A 16,948-nucleotide genomic window follows, 5' to 3' on the forward strand; every position below is an offset into this window, starting at 1 on the left:
CCGGTTTTAAAAACAGGTTGTTAGTCTAGTTCAGACGATTAATGCAGGCAATATTAATATCTACCCACTGATTTTACCTGCGACTTCCGCAGTTACCACGCCGAAGTTTGATCCGCGTTCCCCTTGCTCCATTCAGACCATGGAATGTTCCAGTCCCCCAGTCCGTCGTAGCCACTCAAAGTCTCACCGATGGTGTTTTTCACGGTCACAATGTCACCGCGCTTCACGGCCTCCTGGAACCACTGAGCATTTTCGGTGGATACATTGATGCAACCATGTGAGGTGTTGTAGCTACCTTGCGCACCTACAGACCACGGTGCTGCGTGCACGTAAATTCCAGAATAGGACATCTGGGTCGCGTACTTCACCGGAGTGCGGTAGCCACCCTCCTCATATCCCAGACCGAAGGTGGTGGAGTCCATGATCATCGACTCATTGCGATCACCAATGATGTAGGTACCGTTTGGCGTTGCCCACTCAGAGGTGTCACGACCAAAGGATACCGGCATAGTGCGCAGCAACTCACCGTTCTTGTACACACTCATGGTCTTGGTGGCATCATCTGCCACAGCCTCAACCTTGTCACCAATGGTGAAGTTGGTGGCGTTATCAGTTTCGCCCCAGACACCGCCGCCGAGATCCTTGCCGTAAATGTCAGCCTCGACCGTAACTTCAGTACCTGGCTCCCAGTACTCCGCTGGACGCCAGCGCAACTCACTGTTGTTCAACCAGTAAAAGCCACCCTCCACCTTTGGTGAAGTTGTCACAGTAATAGCATCCTGAGCCGCCTTGCGATCCTTCACAGGGGAACCAAAACGGAAACCGATAGTCTGGCCAACACCAACGACAGAATCAGCCAGCGGAGAAAGCGCCACGTTTGTGGTAGCTGCAGGGGTTGCAGTACTAAAAGACGCAGTAGCGGTCTCGCCGTTCTTATCGGTTGCCTTAATGGTGTACGTGCGGTTGTAGCCAAGGGTTTCCGCAGTGGTCCAGCTACGGCCATCGTCAGAAAGCTCTGACTCAACCTCATAGCCTTCTTCATTAGTCATGGTGACCTTGCTCAGACCGTCACCCATCGACTTTACGATGACAGATTCCGAAGGGTCCACATCCTCATCACCATCATCAACAGAAATCACAGGAGCTTGAGCTTCTTCAGCTTCAACTTCTGTACTTTGCTGCGAGGATTGCTCCTGCGCATCGCTTCGTTCAATTGTGCAACCCGTAAGCGCCAGTGAACCAATTGCCAGCACTGCAAGAAAAGATCCTGCTACTGCTCCGCGCCTACCACGAAAAACCCGCACCTGTTACGCCCTTCTGGCAAAATTGCCACAACTTAAAAAGCGCCAGTTCTGTAAGCCCCCTCCGTGCGGTGAAAACCAAGGCGGAGAACTGCTAGAAACCTAAGAAACTGACAAAAACTAAAACAACACGCTACTAGCGAAAACGATGGAAACTAAACGAACATTCCCTGAGTAATCAAATCGTTAGAAGAACGACACCAATACACAACATTTCCTCATGTAGCTATTTTGATCATCCCTTGTAGATGCCGGAGCGTTACGTCCAGAATGCCTTTTCAATGGTTTTGTGAGCAAATCGTTATCATTAGATTTGGCTACTACAACTCCCTAATTGCGTTTTCTTCGAAGTATTTGCAGTGCCAGCCCCCAAAGAACTGCTTTGACGTGCAGATTTTACTTTGAATCCATTTACCTGTTATATTTTTCTTCGTTGCAAACGAGGAACGCACCTCCACTAAGCAACAATGCGTCATTAGCTCAATTGGTAGAGCATCTGACTCTTAATCAGAGGGTTCGGGGTTCGATTCCCTGATGACGCACCAAGCAAGCATCCCATCAAATAAGCATTTGAGATCACGGTTTGCTTCTTGACCGCCTATGAGAGTATCTTAATTAGGCAGAACAACAATGCGTCATTAGCTCAATTGGCAGAGCATCTGACTCTTAATCAGAGGGTTCGGGGTTCGATTCCCTGATGACGCACAGTTAAAAAGAACAAGTTACATTTTCTCAAGAGAATGTAACTTGTTATTTTTTGTATTTCAATAAAGTAGTGGATCATGAACAGCCACTGGTCCGGAATAACAGACCCAGAAAAACTACACTCAGGTTTCGTTGACCTGGTCGATCAGCTTGCAGACCAGTCAAGAGATGGAAATTGGGATGCAATACTTCAACTTTTGGGCACACACGCCAACCTCTCCCCCAATCAATGGCGGATTGGAGGCACATCCTGGTTTACGCCACTGCACCAAACTGCATGGTTGGGTGCACCAGTAGAAGTTGTTGATGAGCTAATCAATCAGGGCGCCTGGTGCTCACTCCGAAATGCCGACGGTGACCGTGCAATTGATATCGCACGAAGCCGTGGCCATTCCCACCTGCTCGATGCACTTCACGTGCGTGACCTCAATGAACCAGAACGCGAAAAATTCCAAGCTTGGGATCAACATCTCGCCGATCTCATAGTGCAGAGAACCAAGAGTCTCGGCCCAGTTAACTTCCGTCCAGTGCCCACCGAAGTGATTACCTTGGAAGAGCTGGAAAGCCTCTGGTTTGGGTATCCCGGCATGTATGGCGGGTTCCTCATATCCATCCACAGAGACCGACTATTTATTGAAAGCTGGTCTCGTGTGGTTGGAGGATCCGGGCAAGCACACGTCATCACCAAAGGTGGATGTGTGCTTGTGGAAGAAGGCTTTGTTTAAGACCCAGGTCTAAGTTCTGTCGGATTCACCAGTTTCTAACTGCTGTTGTTCCGTCACGATTTCTTCCTCTTGCTCTGCCAATGCTGGTTCTGCGACGGGTGGCTGCGGAGGAGTCAAAAATGATGGATTATCCAGGTTGAAAGTCAACGTCAGGAAGGTCATGTGGGTTTCATAGCGGTCAACGTGCAGTAGTTTTGTTGAAACGGCAACAATTTAGTTACATCTATATTTTTCTCACGATATGGCACTATTGGGGGCACTATGAAACCCTTGATCCGCACGAAAATTACATGCGTTTGAGACTTTTCCAAGAAGACGTCATCACAGAGTGCAGTATTTATGAATTCCTGTGGTTCTTTGGCATCAAAGACGCGCTGACTCTTCGGGAACAGTTCAGGGTGTGGAGCACAACTGGAGCTCTTAAGTGGCTCTTCCTGTTTTAGAGTGCATTGATCTTATGGACCAACTGCCCTGAATGGATAAGGCACCGCAGAATGTAGTGGTTCAAATTACGGAAACCTAGAGCAATCCCACGCAAATGCTCCAACCGTCCGTTGATCGCTTCGACCGGACCGTTGGAGACACCAACATCGAAATACGCCAACACATCACCAAGTCGTTTAAACAAACTACGACCCAACTGCGCGAGTTCCTTATTCGGCCCCTTCAACACCCGAAGCTGATCAATAATGGTCCGCATTTTCTTCTTCGCTTCACGCTTATTACCCATCTGATAACAATCAATAATCGCCTGATACGCAAGCCACGCAAGCTTTAACGCCCCGTAGTCTTTGTCATACGCCCACAACTGCTCCAAGCTTTCTTGCTGACGAGGACTCAACCACTTGTGCGTGGTCAACAAGGTCTTCCGGTTTTTATACAACGGATCCTGGCTTAAACCACGACGCTGGTATTTCTCCCGCTGGAGGCGTTGCCGGCAGGCGGTGAGCTTGTCACCAGCAAGCCGCACAACATGGAATGGATCCATCACGCGACGAGCAGAAGGAATGAGTTCTTTACTTGCTGTGGCGTAGCCTTGGAATCCATCCATGGACACGATCCGTATCTGATTGCGGAACTGTTCACCGCGGGAGCCAAGCCAGGACCGTAAAGCATCAGCACTACGACCTGGGACGACATCTAATAACCGGGCAGGACACCGTGAGTCATACCGATGCCCGGTCATATCGACAATCACGGTGACAAACCCATCACCATGCTTAGCCCTATTATGTGACCACTTATGCTCATCCACCCCAATGACATACACTCCATCAAGATGGTGAGGATCGTTATAGACCAGCTCACGGCACATATCGAGGGCTAGTTGGCAGGTTAAATCCCACCCTAGCCCAAGTGCTTTCGCGGTTGCGTGAACACTCATCCGGTCAATAGCAAGGCGTTGTAAAATCCAGCGGGTGACCCGGTGGGTGACCTTTTTACCGTGGTCAGCGCAGCTTAGTTCTGCTTGGAAATACTTTTGCTTACATGTGGGGTTGGTGCAGCGGTAGCGAGGTAGACGGATAAACAGTTTGGTGGGAAACCCGACGATGGGTAAATCAATGAGCATCCGGTGGGTGTGATGACGAAACACCCCAGGTTGGGAGCATTCTGGGCAGGTGGAGGTGTAGTCGAGTGCGTCTGCTTCGATCAGGGTGTAATCACCTGCATCGGAAGCGCCGGTGATGGTGAGTCCTAGTTCCGCAGTGCGGCAGATGGTGTCAGCGATGATGTTGCCGGTAGACTTCATGGGTAGAGCCTTTTGTTGGTGTTTGGTTAGCTTAGATACCTAAACCTTAACCCTGACAAAAGGCTCGTTTATTTTCGGGTCTACACCGCTAGCCCAGGTTCTGTGATGTACCCCAAAACCGGAAGGGCCTCTTAAGTGGCTCAAGGAAGACAAGCATCCAACAAGAACGAACCCTGCATCCCATTCCTAAAATAGTGGATGGTGTCTATATTTTTAGGTCGGGATCAGAACAGCCGCGCTTATGAAATCAGATGAGGCATGGATCGCTGGGTATAAGGCGGCGGCGCCGTTTCTATTGATTGCAGCAATCGGGATTGTTGCGTCTGGGGTGGCCTCAATTTTTGTGCCGTTTGATGCGGTCGCAACTGTATCAATGATTGGCACAGCCTGGATGGCTATTTTCTTAGGGTTGGGCGCATTTAAAGCCACCCAAGCTGCCAAATCTGTTTAAGCTGCGAGGCCTTCTTCGAGTTTGGTGCGTTGTGCTTCGAAGACAGTGGCGGTTTCTTCTGGGGTGGTTTCAAGTCCTGCGACGATGATGTGGTGGTTTCCTAATTCTTGGATCATCATCACGGTGGAGCCTTGATTGTCAGGGGTGACTTCAATGTCGAGGGTGAATCCAACGGCGCCGTCGGGAGCATCATCGAGTTTGCCGAAGGTGTAGGTGGTGTCGGAAGAATCGACGACGGGGTCTTCGCAAGCATTCGCGATGTCTGCGTAGAGGTCCATTGGTGAGATGTCGTTGTCTTCGGCGGTTGAGTACATGGCGATGCCTACTTGTTTGTCGCCGGATGCCAGTGCCCTGGATGCGCTAGCTACGCTGTCCAGATTGACGTCCTCTACAGCTTGGAGGGCTTTTCCGCAGGAGCCATCGATATCTAAGGCACCGTTGACCACTGTAAGATTGATGGGTTGGCCACTTAATGAGGTGTCGTTTCCTTCAGTGGCATTGTCCAAGCCGGACTCTGAACCATCAATGAGCAGGTTATGTAATGGCTCTGCTTCGAGTGGGGCTGCTGCAGGTTCGGAGCTGCAGGCACTTAACCCCAAAGCTGCAACAATCAAAGGCAACATAAGCTTCTTTTTCACGGATAATTCTCCTTAGAATTGTTCAGCCCATAAAGCTACCGGTCACACTCGTTCTTTGCAGATGGTGCCGTCGGAAAACATGAAATCGGGCAGTACGTCATCTGGGTCGAGGATGAACACCTCAAAGCCTGCGTCGCGGATGCGTTTGAGGCCTTCTTTGATCATGCGGATGGCTACGGGGTGGAAGCTAAGTACTCGGGTGAGATCAAGAACAACTTCGGTGCCTTCAAAGTTGTGTTCCACGATGGCGTGGAGGAAGCTTTCGCTGGCGGAGAAGTTCATGGCGCCCTGCATTTGGATGAAGGTGGTGTCGCCGTCCCGCGTGATGGATCGTACTGCGTGGCCGGATACCTGCTCGGTGGACATGAGGTGGAGGCCCATGTCGTCGGAAAGCTGTTTGAATATTTTTACGCCGCGCACGCTGTTGCCTTTGGGGTTCAGGCGTGGGGAAAATGTGGCGATGCCCAGCTGACCTGGCAGAATGCCGATGAGTCCGCCGGCGACTCCTGATTTCGCGGGGATGCCTACGGTGGAGAGCCACTGCCCTGCCTCGTCGTACATGCCTGCTGAAGCCATGACGGAGAGGGTGAGGCGGCAGACGCGGGCGTCGAGAAGCTTCTTGCCGGTAATTGGGTGTGTGCCGCCGGCGGCGAGCGTGGCGGTCATGACTGCGAGGTCGCGCGTGGTTACTTTGATGGCGCATTGCAGCGTGTAGCTGAGGACGGCGTCGTGGGCTTCGTCTTCGATGACGCCGTAATTGCGCAGCATGTGGGCGATGGAGAGGTTGCGGTCGGCGCCGGCGAGTTCGGATTCGGCAAGCACGCGGTCGATGGTGAGTTCGCGTCCAGCAAGTTCAGAGAAGTAGTGTCGGATTTTTTCCACGCGGTCTTCCACGGTGGAATCGGAGCCGTTGATCAGCTGGTTGATGGCGATCGCGCCGGCGTTGATCATGGGGTTCATGGGGCGGTTTTCGCCGTCGAGGGAAAGTTCGTTGAAGGCCTCACCGGAGGGCTCCAAGGCCACGGATGCAGAGACCTCATCAAAGCCGCATTCTTGGAGTGCGAGTGCGTAGGCAAATGGCTTGGAAATACTTTGCATGGTGAATTCGATGTCGTCATCGCCTGCGCTGTAGATGTGTCCGTTAACGGTGCACAGGGCTACTGCCAGCGGGTTTGGGTCCGCAGATTTTAGTTCCGGGATGTAATCGGCCAACTCGCCGGAGGTGGTGTCGCGGACATCATCTAAAATTTCGTGCAGGTACTCGGGTATCGGCATCGTCAACATAGAATCAAGACTAGTGATTTCTTTTGCGCTATATACTCTTGTGCATGACAGATTCTGGGGCTCACAGCGACTCAAAAGCCACCATTTATGATGTCGCAAAAGTCGCTGGCGTCTCCCCTTCCACTGTGTCGCGGGCGTTTTCGCAGCCTGGGCGAGTGAGTTTTTCCACTGCGGAGAAAATCCGCAACGCGTGTGGAAACTCAGGCTTTTCAGCGCCAAAACACCGGCCTCATCGCTATGGTTGCCGCCGATGCGTCGAATCCCTTCTTCTTGGAAATTTTCCGGGGCGCGCAGCACGCCGCAAGCACTCAGGGCTATACGGTTGCGCTTGTCGACGCCCGGGAGTCGGCGATTAAGTCCAGGGAGGTGCTGGACAAGATCGTCCCCCACGCCGATGGCTTATTGCTCGCTGCTTCAAGGATGGATTCTGGTGAGATCCACAAAGTCGCGCGGGAAATTCCCACTGTATTAATGAGCCGTGAAGTGCAAGGTATTCCCAGCGTGATGGTGGATAACTACGACGGTGCGCCGAAGGCTGTGGTGCATTTGGTGGATCAGGGGTGCCGCTCCATTACCTATATCGCCGGTCCTAATAAATCCTGGGCTGATGCCACGCGCTGGCACAGGCTCGCTGGCGGCTGCCGTTGAGGGTGGCGTCGACAAGCGCTATTTCAATTTCTCGAAGCGTGACGGTGCAGCCGGGCCGAATGAGGCATTTGATCAAGCCAAAGATGAAGACGATTTCGGTGGATTCGCCGGATTTTGTGGGCGGGCGGCGTGCGTTTGAGGCGTGGTCGAAGGATCGGACCGATGCGGTGATTTGTTTCAACGACATGGTGGCGCTTGGTTTCATACAACAGGCGAGGCTTTCTGGGGTACGTGTGCCGCATGATGTTGCAGTTGTCGGTTTTGATAATACGGAGAATTCGGTGCTCAGTACCCCGTCTCTGACCACGGTTGCGGGGCCGCTTCGGGCAGTGGGTCGAGTGGCGACAGCGAACCTGATTGCCCTGTTAAAAGGCATGAAAGCACCTCTGATGGCGAAGCCCCGCGAACTGCCCACGCGTCTCATTGTTCGGGAATCTTCACTGAAAACAGCGGTGGATTTGAAACGCAGCTCGTAGTAAAAGCGCCCTGGTTGCAACAATTGGCAACAAGTAGATATCGCTGAGTGTGACGGGCGATCATGAAGTCATGACTACTTCACATGCATCACACCCCGATCGGTTGCTGCCAGCTGATCCTGGTACCCGTGACATCGCCCGTCGCCTACTCGCGCACGTTGAAGATTTACCCATCATCTCCCCTCACGGACACTTGGAAGCTTCCATGTTTGTCAAGGATGAGGCTTTCCCTGATCCAACTAGCTTGCTGATCAGCCCTGACCACTACCTCACCCGCATGATGCACTCCGCTGGCGTTGACCTGGCAGATCTGCGTGTTGGCGGACATGAGGGTAAGAGTGCTCGTGAGGCATGGCGCATTTTCATGTCCCACTGGGATCTCTACGCAGGAACCGCAACTGGCTACTGGGTGGAGCAGGAATTTGAGCACGTTTTCGGCATCAACGCGGAGCGCCTGAATGTTGGCACCCCAGAACATGCTGACGCCATCTTTGATGAGCTGACCGATATTCTTGCCAAGCCAGATTTCCGACCACGCGCACTGGCTGAGCAGTTCAACTTGGAAGTTCTAGCCACCACCGACGATCCGCTCGATGACCTGGCAGATCACAAGGCACTGGCAGATGATCCAACCTTCTCCCCTCGTGTGCTCCCTACCTTCCGCCCAGACGCATACACCAAGATGTACAACGCTGGTTGGGCAGAAAAAACCACCAAGCTTATCGATACCGCAGGTGACGGCAAGGCAGGCTGGGAGGGTTACCTCCAGGCAATGCGCAACCGCCGCCAGTACTTCATCAATCACGGTGCAACCTCCGCGGACCACGGTCTCCACGACACCGACACCACCCCACTGAGCCACAAAGATGCCCAGAAGATCTTGGACAAGGGTCTCGCTGGCACAGCAACCTTGGCTGAAATGCATGCCTTCGAAGCCAACACCACCTACCGTTTCGCGGAAATGTCCCAAGAAGACGGCCTGGTCATGACCATCCACCCAGGTGTGTACCGCAACCACTCCGCATCCGCGCAGAAGAAGTTCGGGGCTGACATCGGAGCGGACATCCCATTCCAGATGGAATTCACCAACGGTCTGCGCCCACTGCTCAGCGATTTCGGTGAGAACAAAGATCTCATCTCTGACAGCAGTTTCAACCGCTGGCTGCGTACGGTTTCCCTCGGATCGACCCAGGATGCCGATATGGCTGCAGCTTCCAACTTGGCAGCCAATTCTAAAATGGCCCGCCAGAACACCCGCGATATCCTCGACGCAGTCTCTGATGGTGGCGTCATGCTCGGCCGAAACGGTGCCCTAGTGTTGGGACCTGTGGTTGGAACTCTCCACATTAAATTCATTGCGCCTTTGAACAAGCGTGTGGAAAGAGTCATGTACAAAACTGGACTCTCAGAAGCTGCTGCAGCTGAGCAATGTGCTTTGGAGGATCGTCTCCGCGAAGAGATGGCCCACGCTTTGTATCAATGGAATCCGGGACGCGATGAAAACTATGACCTCGTGATCAACACCGGTTCGATGACATACGAACAAATCGTTGATCTAGTTGTGGAAACTTACGCCAGGAAGTATCCGCTCCACGTGAGAATCATTCCGAACGGAAAAGACCAATAAACATACAGTCCCCGTGATGTGACCATACACACCACGGGGACTGTGGCGTAGGTCTTACAAAATTCCCCAAAAAGAGTTATGATAGTACCAATAAGTTTTTGTGGCAGCCTCCTGCATTCGGCAGTCGAGACGCCACCAAAGAAAGGATAAGACATGTCAGCAGCCGAAGGCTTACATATTGTCGTCATGGGCGTTTCTGGCTGCGGCAAATCCTCCGTCGGTAAAGCCCTAGCAGCGGAGCTCGGAATCGAATACAAAGACGGCGACGAACTTCACCCCCAGGAAAACATCGACAAGATGGCCTCCGGCCAGGCACTTGACGACGACGACCGTGCATGGTGGCTAGTCCAGGTTGGCAAGTGGCTCCGCGACCGACCAAGCGGCGTCATCGCATGCTCCGCCCTCAAGCGCTCCTACCGCGATCTCCTGCGCACCAAATGCCCAGGAACCGTCTTCGTCCACCTCCACGGCGACTACGATCTCCTACTTTCCCGCATGAAGGCCCGCGAAGATCACTTCATGCCATCCACCTTGCTAGATTCCCAATTTGCAACCCTCGAGCCGCTCGAAGATGACGAAGATGGCAAGGTTTTCGACGTTGCCCACACCATCAGCGAACTGGCCGCCCAATCTGCAGAGTGGGTTCGCAACAAATAAACCCCTAACCCATATTAGAACAAGGATTTGTGCGCTTTTTCCTGTTCTGGTGTGGCTTTTCCTCACATCTAACAATCGAATAACTGTTCGAATAAAAGGTTGAAGGTGTCCCACCCCCACGGCACAATGGATGGCAAGAACACATGAATCCAGGGGGATACTCATGACCACTGACATCTACTTCAGCCACAACAACCCACACGACCCATACGCCCACCACACCACCGAACTCAACCGCGACACCCACCACCTCTGGGTCACCCTCACCACCGACTCCAACGACTTCGACGCAGACTCCTTCACCACCGAAGTCATCCGGATCACCGGCTACTCCCGCCACGAAGTCAACAACGGCCTTAACGCCATGGCTGCGATGACCAACCTCCCACACCTACGCGCCATCCAAGAACGCTACTACTTCCTGAGCATCCGCTACCTCGCCTCCATCATGATCGCCGTGGCCAAAGCAGACCCCACCCTGTGGGAAGAACTCGACCTGCGCATCACCGACGCCTTAACACCAGTCACCGCAGGGGAAGTCATGATCCAATCCTCCACCCTGTCCAAACGCATCGCCGCCTGGATCAAAGAACTCGACCCCGAACCCACACCAGAGCCCACACCGAAAGAGGACTATGTTCACGTCCACACCACTGATGAGGCGACCTATGTCCGCATCAAAATCAGCGGCCCCAACCGCCTGATCCTCAATGACATCATCACCCAACTCAAAGACACAGACACCGAGGACAGCCTGCCTGAAGCGCTCATGGCGTTCCTGACAGAGAAAATCCAGTTAAAGATCACCAAATACCTCTTCACCCCACATAAGCACCCTGAGCAGGTGTGGTCACCGGACTACGGTGACATTGATCCCGAAGCCTATGCCAACGCCACCCTCGTGTGCGCCAAGGACTTAGATGAGCTCGCTGGAGCCACGGAGAAGAGCTACACCCCGAGTGAGAAGATGAAAGCCCTGATCAGAGCTCGGGATGGGCATTGCCGCTTCCCAGGGTGTTGCGTTCCGGCGAGTAAGTGCCAGGTCGATCACATTATCCCGTGGGCGGAGGGCGGCCCGACAGCGGCGTGGAACCTGCAGTTGTTGTGCCAGCGGCATCACAATATGAAAACCGATGGTCGCTTTACTGCTGATGCTAATGGATTGGCGGAGATTAGATGGATTGGGCCGATGGATGTACCAGCGGTGACCAGGCCGACGGGTCCGTTGGTGAAAGCGATGCCGCGGGGGATTTGGGGTCAGGTGTTGAGGGATCGGATCCAGGCTAGGTTTGAGCGGATCCGCGACCGCGCCCTCAACAAAGAAGACTAGAAGCGCACAGGTTTTTGCATGGCTAGACTTTGAATGAGTAAGCACCAACACATTTCAAAGGAAGGGTTTCACCATGGCACGCGCACTCATTCTGGTTGATGTTCAAAAAGACTTCTGCCCCGGTGGCAGCCTAGCCACCGAACGAGGCGATGAAGTGGCGGGAAAAATCGGTGCCTATCAGCTGTCCCACGGCTCAGAGTACGACGTCGTTGTGGCGACCCAAGATTGGCACATCGATCCAGGCGAGCACTTTTCAGAAACCCCAGACTTTAAAAACTCCTGGCCAATCCACTGCGTCGCGGATTCCGATGGTGCCGCCATGCATGACCGCATCAACACCGATTCAATCGATGAGTTCTTCCGCAAAGGCCATTACACCGCGGCGTATTCCGGGTTCGAGGGAACTGCAGTCAGTGAAGAACTCCTCATGTCTCCATGGCTGAAGAACAAGGGAGTCACTGATGTAGACATCGTAGGGATCGCTACGGATCACTGCGTTCGAGCCACAGCACTTGATGCTCTCAAGGAGGGCTTCAACGTCTCCATTTTGACGTCGATGTGTTCTGCGGTGGATTTCCATGCGGGAGACCACGCTTTGGAGGAACTACATGAAGCCGGGGCGATTCTGATTTAAAGAAACCTTAAACCACGAAACGCCCCGTCGAAAAGCAATTTAACGCTCGGAGAGCAGGCGCTGGATTTCCTTCAGATCGTTTGCCTTCTTACGGCCACGCACAACGCTGAATACAACAGCACCGACGACGACAGCAGCGACGCCCAGGAGCACCTTCTGTACGTTTGATTCCTGCAGCTTCGCGGTTGCCTGGTTCTTGGCGTCATCGACCAAGTTGGAAGGCTTGCTGCGGTCTGCCAGCTCGTCGAGGGTGGAAGCCAACTGACGGCGGGTGCGCTCAATATCGCGCTGGATGTCTTCAATGTTGCGTGCCACTGCGCTACTCCTGATTGGTGTATCTGTGATCAACTAAAAAATTTAACGCGTCATGAAAACCCGTTACTGGGAGTCCATATTACTGAACACTTGCGCGCGAGGTGCACCAGTCCCCGAATTCACCCCATATGCAAGGTATCTACATCGAAGAGCACCGGCTATTGTGGAGTGCATGACTGAAGTGAAGCGCCTTGACGTTGGAGATACCCCACCCGCATTTTCATTGCCTAATGATTCGGGTTCGACCACCTCACTTAGTGATTTCGCCGGAAAGCAAGTTCTGGTGTACTTCTACCCCAAAGCCAACACCCCAGGTTGCACCAAGGAAGCATGCGATTTCCGTGATTCTTTGAGCAACCTCAACGATCTCGACATTGCTGTTGTTGGCATTTCCCCGGATCCGGTGGACAAGCTGGTGAAGTTCCGTGAGGACCATGAGCTGAACTTCCCTCTTCTTTCCGATGAGGACAAGTCTGTGATGACTGCGTGGGGTGCGTTTGGTGAGAAGAAGAATTACGGCAAGATTGTTCAGGGTGTAATTCGTTCCACATTCCTCATCAATGCTGACGGAACTGTTGGCATGGCGAAGTACAATGTTCGTGCAACTGGTCACGTGGAGCGCATCGTCCGCGAAATCACCGCGGCGTAATAGCACCAGCTTAAAAACCTTATGACATCAGACAAAGACACTGAACAATTGGAAGCGGCAGGCACTGAAATTTTAATGCCTCGCCGCCGTCCGGCACAGCAGCGCAGTCGTGAACGATTCAATCGAATCCTCACCGCTGCGCGTTCAGTGCTTGTCGATCTAGGTTTTGAATCGTTCACGTTTGATGAAGTCGCTAAGCGTGCAGAGGTACCGATCGGCACGCTGTACCAATTCTTTGCCAATAAGTATGTATTGATCTGCGAATTGGATCGTGTGGATACCGCAGAAGCTGTCGCGGAGTTGAAGAAATTCTCCGATCAGGTTCCTGCGTTGCAGTGGCCGGATATCCTTGATGAATTCATTGAGCACTTGGCTAGGCTCTGGCGCGATGATCCGTCTCGGCGGGCCGTGTGGCATGCCATCCAGTCCACGCCGGCAACTCGTGCGACAGCTGCGGCGACGGAAAAAGAGATGCTGGAAATCATCGCGGAAGTTATGCGCCCGCTTGCCCGCGGTGCCGGCTACGAGGAGCGCATGTCACTGGCGGGATTGCTGGTGCACACGGTAAGTTCCCTGCTTAACTATGCCGTGCGTGATGTCAATAGTTCCGAAGAGGATTTCGACAGCATCGTGGAAGAAATCAAACGAATGCTGATTTCTTACCTCTTCTCCGTGGCTACTGGATAGTCAACACGCACGTCGCCACCGCGTAGTCGCCGTCGTGGCTGATGCTCAAGCTGCTGGAAAACTCCCCGATGGATTCCCGGACCACTGCGGCCAATTCGGGCGCCAATTCGATCGCGACGCGCCCCCACGCGTCTGCGCGAACTTCGATGTCCCGCCACACCACGGCTTCTTCGGCGATCACGGGTGGCTGGCCATAAATGGCCTGTGACCAGGCCTTAATAAAGGATTCTTTTGCCGCCCACCGCCCCGCCAAATGCTCGGCGTAGCGGCTTGCCTGGCGTTCATTTGCTTTACGACGCTCCCCTGCGGAAAACACCTCCATGAAGGAACTTCCCGGCTGTGCAAGCTGCTCTGCGAACGCCGAAATGTGAACGAGGTCGGTTCCAATGCTGATCATGCGACCTAGCTTAGCGGGCTGGCCTCTTTACAAAGAAGCCCACGATCAGTGCAAACACTGCCACGCACGCTGAGGCGAAGAATGCAGAGTTGGCGCCGTCGGCGAGGGCGGTTTGTTGGGTTGCGCCGTCGATAAGCGCGTTGTTGCTGACGGTGGAATAAACCGCAATCATGACCGCGGTGCCTGCGGCGCCGGCGAGCTGTTGGAGGGTGTTGAGGATCGCGGAGCCGTGGCCGTACATGTTGTCGGGGACGGATGCGAGCGCGACTGTCATCAGTGGGGTGAACAGCAGCGCAAGGCCGATGGAGAACACGATGTGTACGCCGATGATGAACCACACGTTGGCGAACTCATCGACGGTGGACAGTGCAAACAGGGAGATCACAACGAGTGACATACCGCCGATCACGAGTCCGCGTGGACCATGACGATCATAAATTCGACCCACAAATGGCGACAGCACACCTTCCAAAAGACCACCTGGCAACAGCACTAGACCCGCGACCAAGGCGGTGACCATCAAGGATCCCTGCAGGTAGAGCGGCAGTGTATTCATGACACCGAGCAGCGCACCGAACAGCGTCAAAAGCACAACCAGCGGAATGGTGTACTCACGAATCGCCAACGGACGCAGATCCAACAGCGCCTTATCCTGCTTACCCATGGCAATCTGGCGCCACACAAACACCACCAACGCAATGATGCCGACAGCCAACACGACCAAAGCGCTTCTGTCACCTTCCAAAATGATGCCAATCGAGCTCAAGGCGTACACAAGGCCACCGAAAGCCACTGCGGAAATCAGGAAGGAAATAACATCCAAAGGAGTCTTTTTAGGCTCACTGACGTTGGTCAGACGCAGGGTACCGATCAGGCTTGCCACAAACACCAACGGAACCATGACCCAGAAAATCGCGTGCCACGAAGACAAGCTGAGTACGAAACCAGCCACACTAGGTCCAAGAGCAGGACCAACGGCCATCACGACCGCAATCAAACCCATGACGGCGCCACGGCGCTCTGGAGGAACAACGGTCATCGCGACAGTCATCAGCAGCGGCATGATCACAGCGGTACCAATCGCCTGAGCGACGCGGGCTGCAAGCATAATCGCAAAAGTAGGAGACAACGCAGCCGTCACAGTACCGATCAGGAAGACCACCGTGGCGAAAATAAACACACTACGAGTGGTAAAACGTTCCAACATCCAACCAGTAGCTGGAAGAACCACAGCCATGGTCAACATAAAACCAGTGAGCAACCACTGCGCAGTATTCGCCTCAATGTCAAAGTCCGCCATGATCGACGGCAACGCGACTGCCAGAGTAGTCTCATTCAACATCATGACAAAGGCTGTAAAAACTAATACAGCCAAGATGATGACAACATTTCTCGGGATCCCAACCTGCTCCGTTGTGGGATTGCTGGAGGAAGACAAGGCTCCAGCTCCTTTCTCGAATCAAAGGGCGCTATCGCGAGGTAAATGCATACCGCCCCAGTTCCTGCATCGTGCAGAAAACGGGGCGGATACTTGCTTAGGAAACATTATCAACAATTAGTGCATGCACACATTCTTGTGTGTGATTTCACTGGCAATAGTGTTTGTGAGGTTTTGTGGGCTTAGCAAAGCCCTGAATGCTCGCATGACTGAGGCACCCCAAGATGAGCTGCTTGAATTTGGTAATTTTGAGAAGTGACCTCAACTAACAAGCAGATGCGAAAAGCAGTCATTTTCCTACTTTTCCTGCTTGGATTAGTTATCGGATTTTTTCTTCGCTATAGTCTGGTCCCACTCGAATCAGTTCTTGAACAGAAATTGTTGTGGCTTTTAGGATTCTTCATCCACCAGGCAATCTTGTTCAGCGTTGTAGTTGGCACAGCTATAGTTCTGTACCGTTATCGTCGGGGGCATTATGCTATCCGTGCTCTGGGATGGGGAATTTGGGCAGGGTTCCTGATTTCTAACCTCTTTTTTATGGCGTTGATTCTAGCTGTGGCTTTAGGTGGACTTACTCCCTGATAAAAAGAAAATGTAATTAGTCCCCGGAAGCACGATTCTTTCTGCTCACACGGGAATTGCGCACGCTAGTTTAAAACTCCTGACACCTGATCCAATGAGATAGCTCTGCTACCCGGGTTGTGAGTTGGGGATACTCGACCTGCAGTCATACCTAGCAGCGCAGCTTGGGTGAGAGCGGAAATAGCGGATCGAACTTTGGGCTCTAAGTCTTGTTGGGCTTGCACTAGATAGCGACGCTGTTGAGCAATTTGAATTGCAGTGTCCAGTTCGGGGTGGGAATCTGTAGGAACCGACCAAGAGATGGTCAGTGAGCTTTCCGCACCTTCGGGGAGATCTTCAGCTAGAGCAATGGCTTCCCGGCCGTTGCGATCAAGGTTGGCGAAGGTTGTCGCCCACGTGGATACGCCTTCGAGATTGGTGACGGTGGCGAGCCAGTCCTCGCTTTCACGAGAGACATCGACGTTGTATTTCATCGCAACCATCCTTTTCCCAATACTGGTTCCATCCGTTTTTCTATCTGGATCAAGGTGCCGGTGGGAATGTCACCTCGTTACGAATAGCACTCCATCGTTGGTTAGCTTCTTAGTAACTTCACTGACCCTCATAGAATATTGTATGACCAGGTGAAGAGCCCAAAACCTGACTTGGCTCATT

The 16,948-nt window shown here is 53.1% G+C and carries 20 protein-coding genes and 2 tRNA genes; 13 read left to right on the plus strand and 9 right to left on the minus strand.

Annotation, left to right across the window (positions count from 1 at the left end):
* Window positions 1–92 precede the first annotated feature (92 nt).
* Window positions 93–1,304: a L,D-transpeptidase gene (locus tag CGL_RS12270; protein WP_011015151.1), complete on the minus strand. Its 1,212-nt coding sequence runs from the start codon at window positions 1,302–1,304 to the stop codon at window positions 93–95.
* 466 nt (window positions 1,305–1,770) lie between these two features.
* Between CGL_RS12270 and CGL_RS12275 the strand changes: the two genes are divergently transcribed.
* The 3 genes from CGL_RS12275 to CGL_RS12285 all read left to right on the plus strand — a co-directional run bounded on the left by CGL_RS12275 (window position 1,771) and on the right by CGL_RS12285 (window position 2,731).
* A tRNA-Lys gene (locus tag CGL_RS12275) sits at window positions 1,771–1,846 on the plus strand.
* A gap of 87 nt (window positions 1,847–1,933) precedes the next feature.
* Window positions 1,934–2,006, plus strand: a tRNA-Lys gene (locus tag CGL_RS12280).
* Window positions 2,007–2,083: 77 nt separating this feature from the next.
* Entirely contained in the window at window positions 2,084–2,731 is a 648-nt protein-coding gene (locus tag CGL_RS12285; RefSeq protein WP_011015152.1) for an ankyrin repeat domain-containing protein, read from the plus strand.
* A 9-nt stretch (window positions 2,732–2,740) separates the two neighbouring features.
* Here the strand turns inward: CGL_RS12285 and CGL_RS12290 are convergent, their stop codons facing one another.
* Window positions 2,741–2,893: a hypothetical protein gene (locus CGL_RS12290; RefSeq protein WP_011015153.1), complete on the minus strand. Its 153-nt coding sequence runs from the start codon at window positions 2,891–2,893 to the stop codon at window positions 2,741–2,743.
* A 277-nt stretch (window positions 2,894–3,170) separates the two neighbouring features.
* Entirely contained in the window at window positions 3,171–4,481 is a 1,311-nt protein-coding gene (locus CGL_RS12300; RefSeq protein ID WP_011014093.1) for an ISL3-like element IS31831 family transposase, read from the minus strand.
* Window positions 4,482–4,722: 241 nt separating this feature from the next.
* On the opposite strand from CGL_RS12300, the gene CGL_RS12305 reads away from it, so the two are divergent.
* Window positions 4,723–4,932: a hypothetical protein gene (locus CGL_RS12305; protein WP_011015155.1), complete on the plus strand. Its 210-nt coding sequence runs from the start codon at window positions 4,723–4,725 to the stop codon at window positions 4,930–4,932.
* Here the strand turns inward: CGL_RS12305 and CGL_RS12310 are convergent.
* Both CGL_RS12310 and CGL_RS12315 read right to left on the minus strand, forming a co-directional pair.
* Window positions 4,929–5,570 (minus strand): hypothetical protein, encoded by a 642-nt coding sequence (locus CGL_RS12310; protein WP_011265947.1) that lies wholly within the window; start codon window positions 5,568–5,570, stop codon window positions 4,929–4,931. The two genes, CGL_RS12305 and CGL_RS12310, sit on opposite strands and share 4 nt — an antisense overlap.
* A 42-nt stretch (window positions 5,571–5,612) precedes the next feature.
* Window positions 5,613–6,854 (minus strand): glutaminase, encoded by a 1,242-nt coding sequence (locus CGL_RS12315; RefSeq protein WP_003860838.1) that lies wholly within the window; start codon window positions 6,852–6,854, stop codon window positions 5,613–5,615.
* A gap of 44 nt (window positions 6,855–6,898) precedes the next feature.
* Here CGL_RS12315 and CGL_RS12320 point away from each other — a divergent pair, with 44 nt between their 5' ends.
* The 7 genes from CGL_RS12320 (at window position 6,899) to CGL_RS12350 (ending at window position 12,226) form a co-directional block, all read left to right on the plus strand.
* Window positions 6,899–7,210 (plus strand): LacI family DNA-binding transcriptional regulator, encoded by a 312-nt coding sequence (locus CGL_RS12320; protein ID WP_080558835.1) that lies wholly within the window; start codon window positions 6,899–6,901, stop codon window positions 7,208–7,210.
* Window positions 7,092–7,502: a substrate-binding domain-containing protein gene (locus CGL_RS12325; protein WP_143340968.1), complete on the plus strand. Its 411-nt coding sequence runs from the start codon at window positions 7,092–7,094 to the stop codon at window positions 7,500–7,502. The genes CGL_RS12320 and CGL_RS12325 overlap by 119 nt, the downstream gene beginning before the upstream one ends.
* A 59-nt stretch (window positions 7,503–7,561) precedes the next feature.
* The gene (locus CGL_RS12330) at window positions 7,562–7,978 is read left to right on the plus strand and encodes a substrate-binding domain-containing protein (protein WP_011015158.1); all 417 of its coding nucleotides are present in this window, start codon (window positions 7,562–7,564) and stop codon (window positions 7,976–7,978) included.
* 70 nt (window positions 7,979–8,048) lie between these two features.
* Entirely contained in the window at window positions 8,049–9,605 is a 1,557-nt protein-coding gene (gene uxaC / locus CGL_RS12335) for a glucuronate isomerase (protein WP_011015159.1), read from the plus strand.
* A gap of 153 nt (window positions 9,606–9,758) precedes the next feature.
* The gene (locus tag CGL_RS12340; protein WP_011015160.1) at window positions 9,759–10,262 is read left to right on the plus strand and encodes a gluconokinase; all 504 of its coding nucleotides are present in this window, start codon (window positions 9,759–9,761) and stop codon (window positions 10,260–10,262) included.
* 163 nt (window positions 10,263–10,425) lie between these two features.
* On the plus strand, window positions 10,426–11,592 hold the full coding sequence (locus CGL_RS12345; RefSeq protein WP_011015161.1) for an HNH endonuclease signature motif containing protein: 1,167 nt from the start codon (window positions 10,426–10,428) through the stop codon (window positions 11,590–11,592).
* Between the two features lie 73 nt (window positions 11,593–11,665).
* Complete coding sequence (locus CGL_RS12350) at window positions 11,666–12,226, plus strand: isochorismatase family protein (protein ID WP_011015162.1); 561 nt, start codon at window positions 11,666–11,668, stop codon at window positions 12,224–12,226.
* Window positions 12,227–12,265: 39 nt separating this feature from the next.
* On the opposite strand, the gene CGL_RS12355 is transcribed toward CGL_RS12350, so the two are convergent.
* Complete coding sequence (locus tag CGL_RS12355; RefSeq protein WP_011015163.1) at window positions 12,266–12,541, minus strand: DUF3618 domain-containing protein; 276 nt, start codon at window positions 12,539–12,541, stop codon at window positions 12,266–12,268.
* A gap of 172 nt (window positions 12,542–12,713) precedes the next feature.
* Here CGL_RS12355 and bcp point away from each other — a divergent pair, with 172 nt between their 5' ends.
* Together bcp and CGL_RS12365 are read left to right on the plus strand one after the other, a co-directional pair.
* Complete coding sequence (gene bcp / locus CGL_RS12360) at window positions 12,714–13,190, plus strand: thioredoxin-dependent thiol peroxidase (RefSeq protein WP_011015164.1); 477 nt, start codon at window positions 12,714–12,716, stop codon at window positions 13,188–13,190.
* Between the two features lie 21 nt (window positions 13,191–13,211).
* The gene (locus CGL_RS12365) at window positions 13,212–13,877 is read left to right on the plus strand and encodes a TetR/AcrR family transcriptional regulator (RefSeq protein WP_003857691.1); all 666 of its coding nucleotides are present in this window, start codon (window positions 13,212–13,214) and stop codon (window positions 13,875–13,877) included.
* On the opposite strand, the gene CGL_RS12370 is transcribed toward CGL_RS12365, so the two are convergent.
* From CGL_RS12370 to CGL_RS12385, 3 genes are all read right to left on the minus strand, one after another.
* Window positions 13,867–14,274, minus strand: a complete 408-nt coding sequence (locus tag CGL_RS12370; RefSeq protein WP_011015166.1) for a holo-ACP synthase AcpS — start codon at window positions 14,272–14,274, stop codon at window positions 13,867–13,869. The genes CGL_RS12365 and CGL_RS12370 overlap by 11 nt on opposite strands.
* 10 nt (window positions 14,275–14,284) lie before the next feature.
* Window positions 14,285–15,619: a DHA2 family efflux MFS transporter permease subunit gene (locus tag CGL_RS12375; protein WP_011015167.1), complete on the minus strand. Its 1,335-nt coding sequence runs from the start codon at window positions 15,617–15,619 to the stop codon at window positions 14,285–14,287.
* 740 nt (window positions 15,620–16,359) lie between these two features.
* Window positions 16,360–16,767, minus strand: coding sequence for a hypothetical protein (locus CGL_RS12385; RefSeq protein ID WP_011265952.1), 408 nt, complete (start codon window positions 16,765–16,767; stop codon window positions 16,360–16,362).
* Window positions 16,768–16,948 lie beyond the last annotated feature (181 nt).

Source organism: Corynebacterium glutamicum ATCC 13032 (genome assembly GCF_000011325.1).
GTDB classification, from domain to species: domain Bacteria; phylum Actinomycetota; class Actinomycetes; order Mycobacteriales; family Mycobacteriaceae; genus Corynebacterium; species Corynebacterium glutamicum.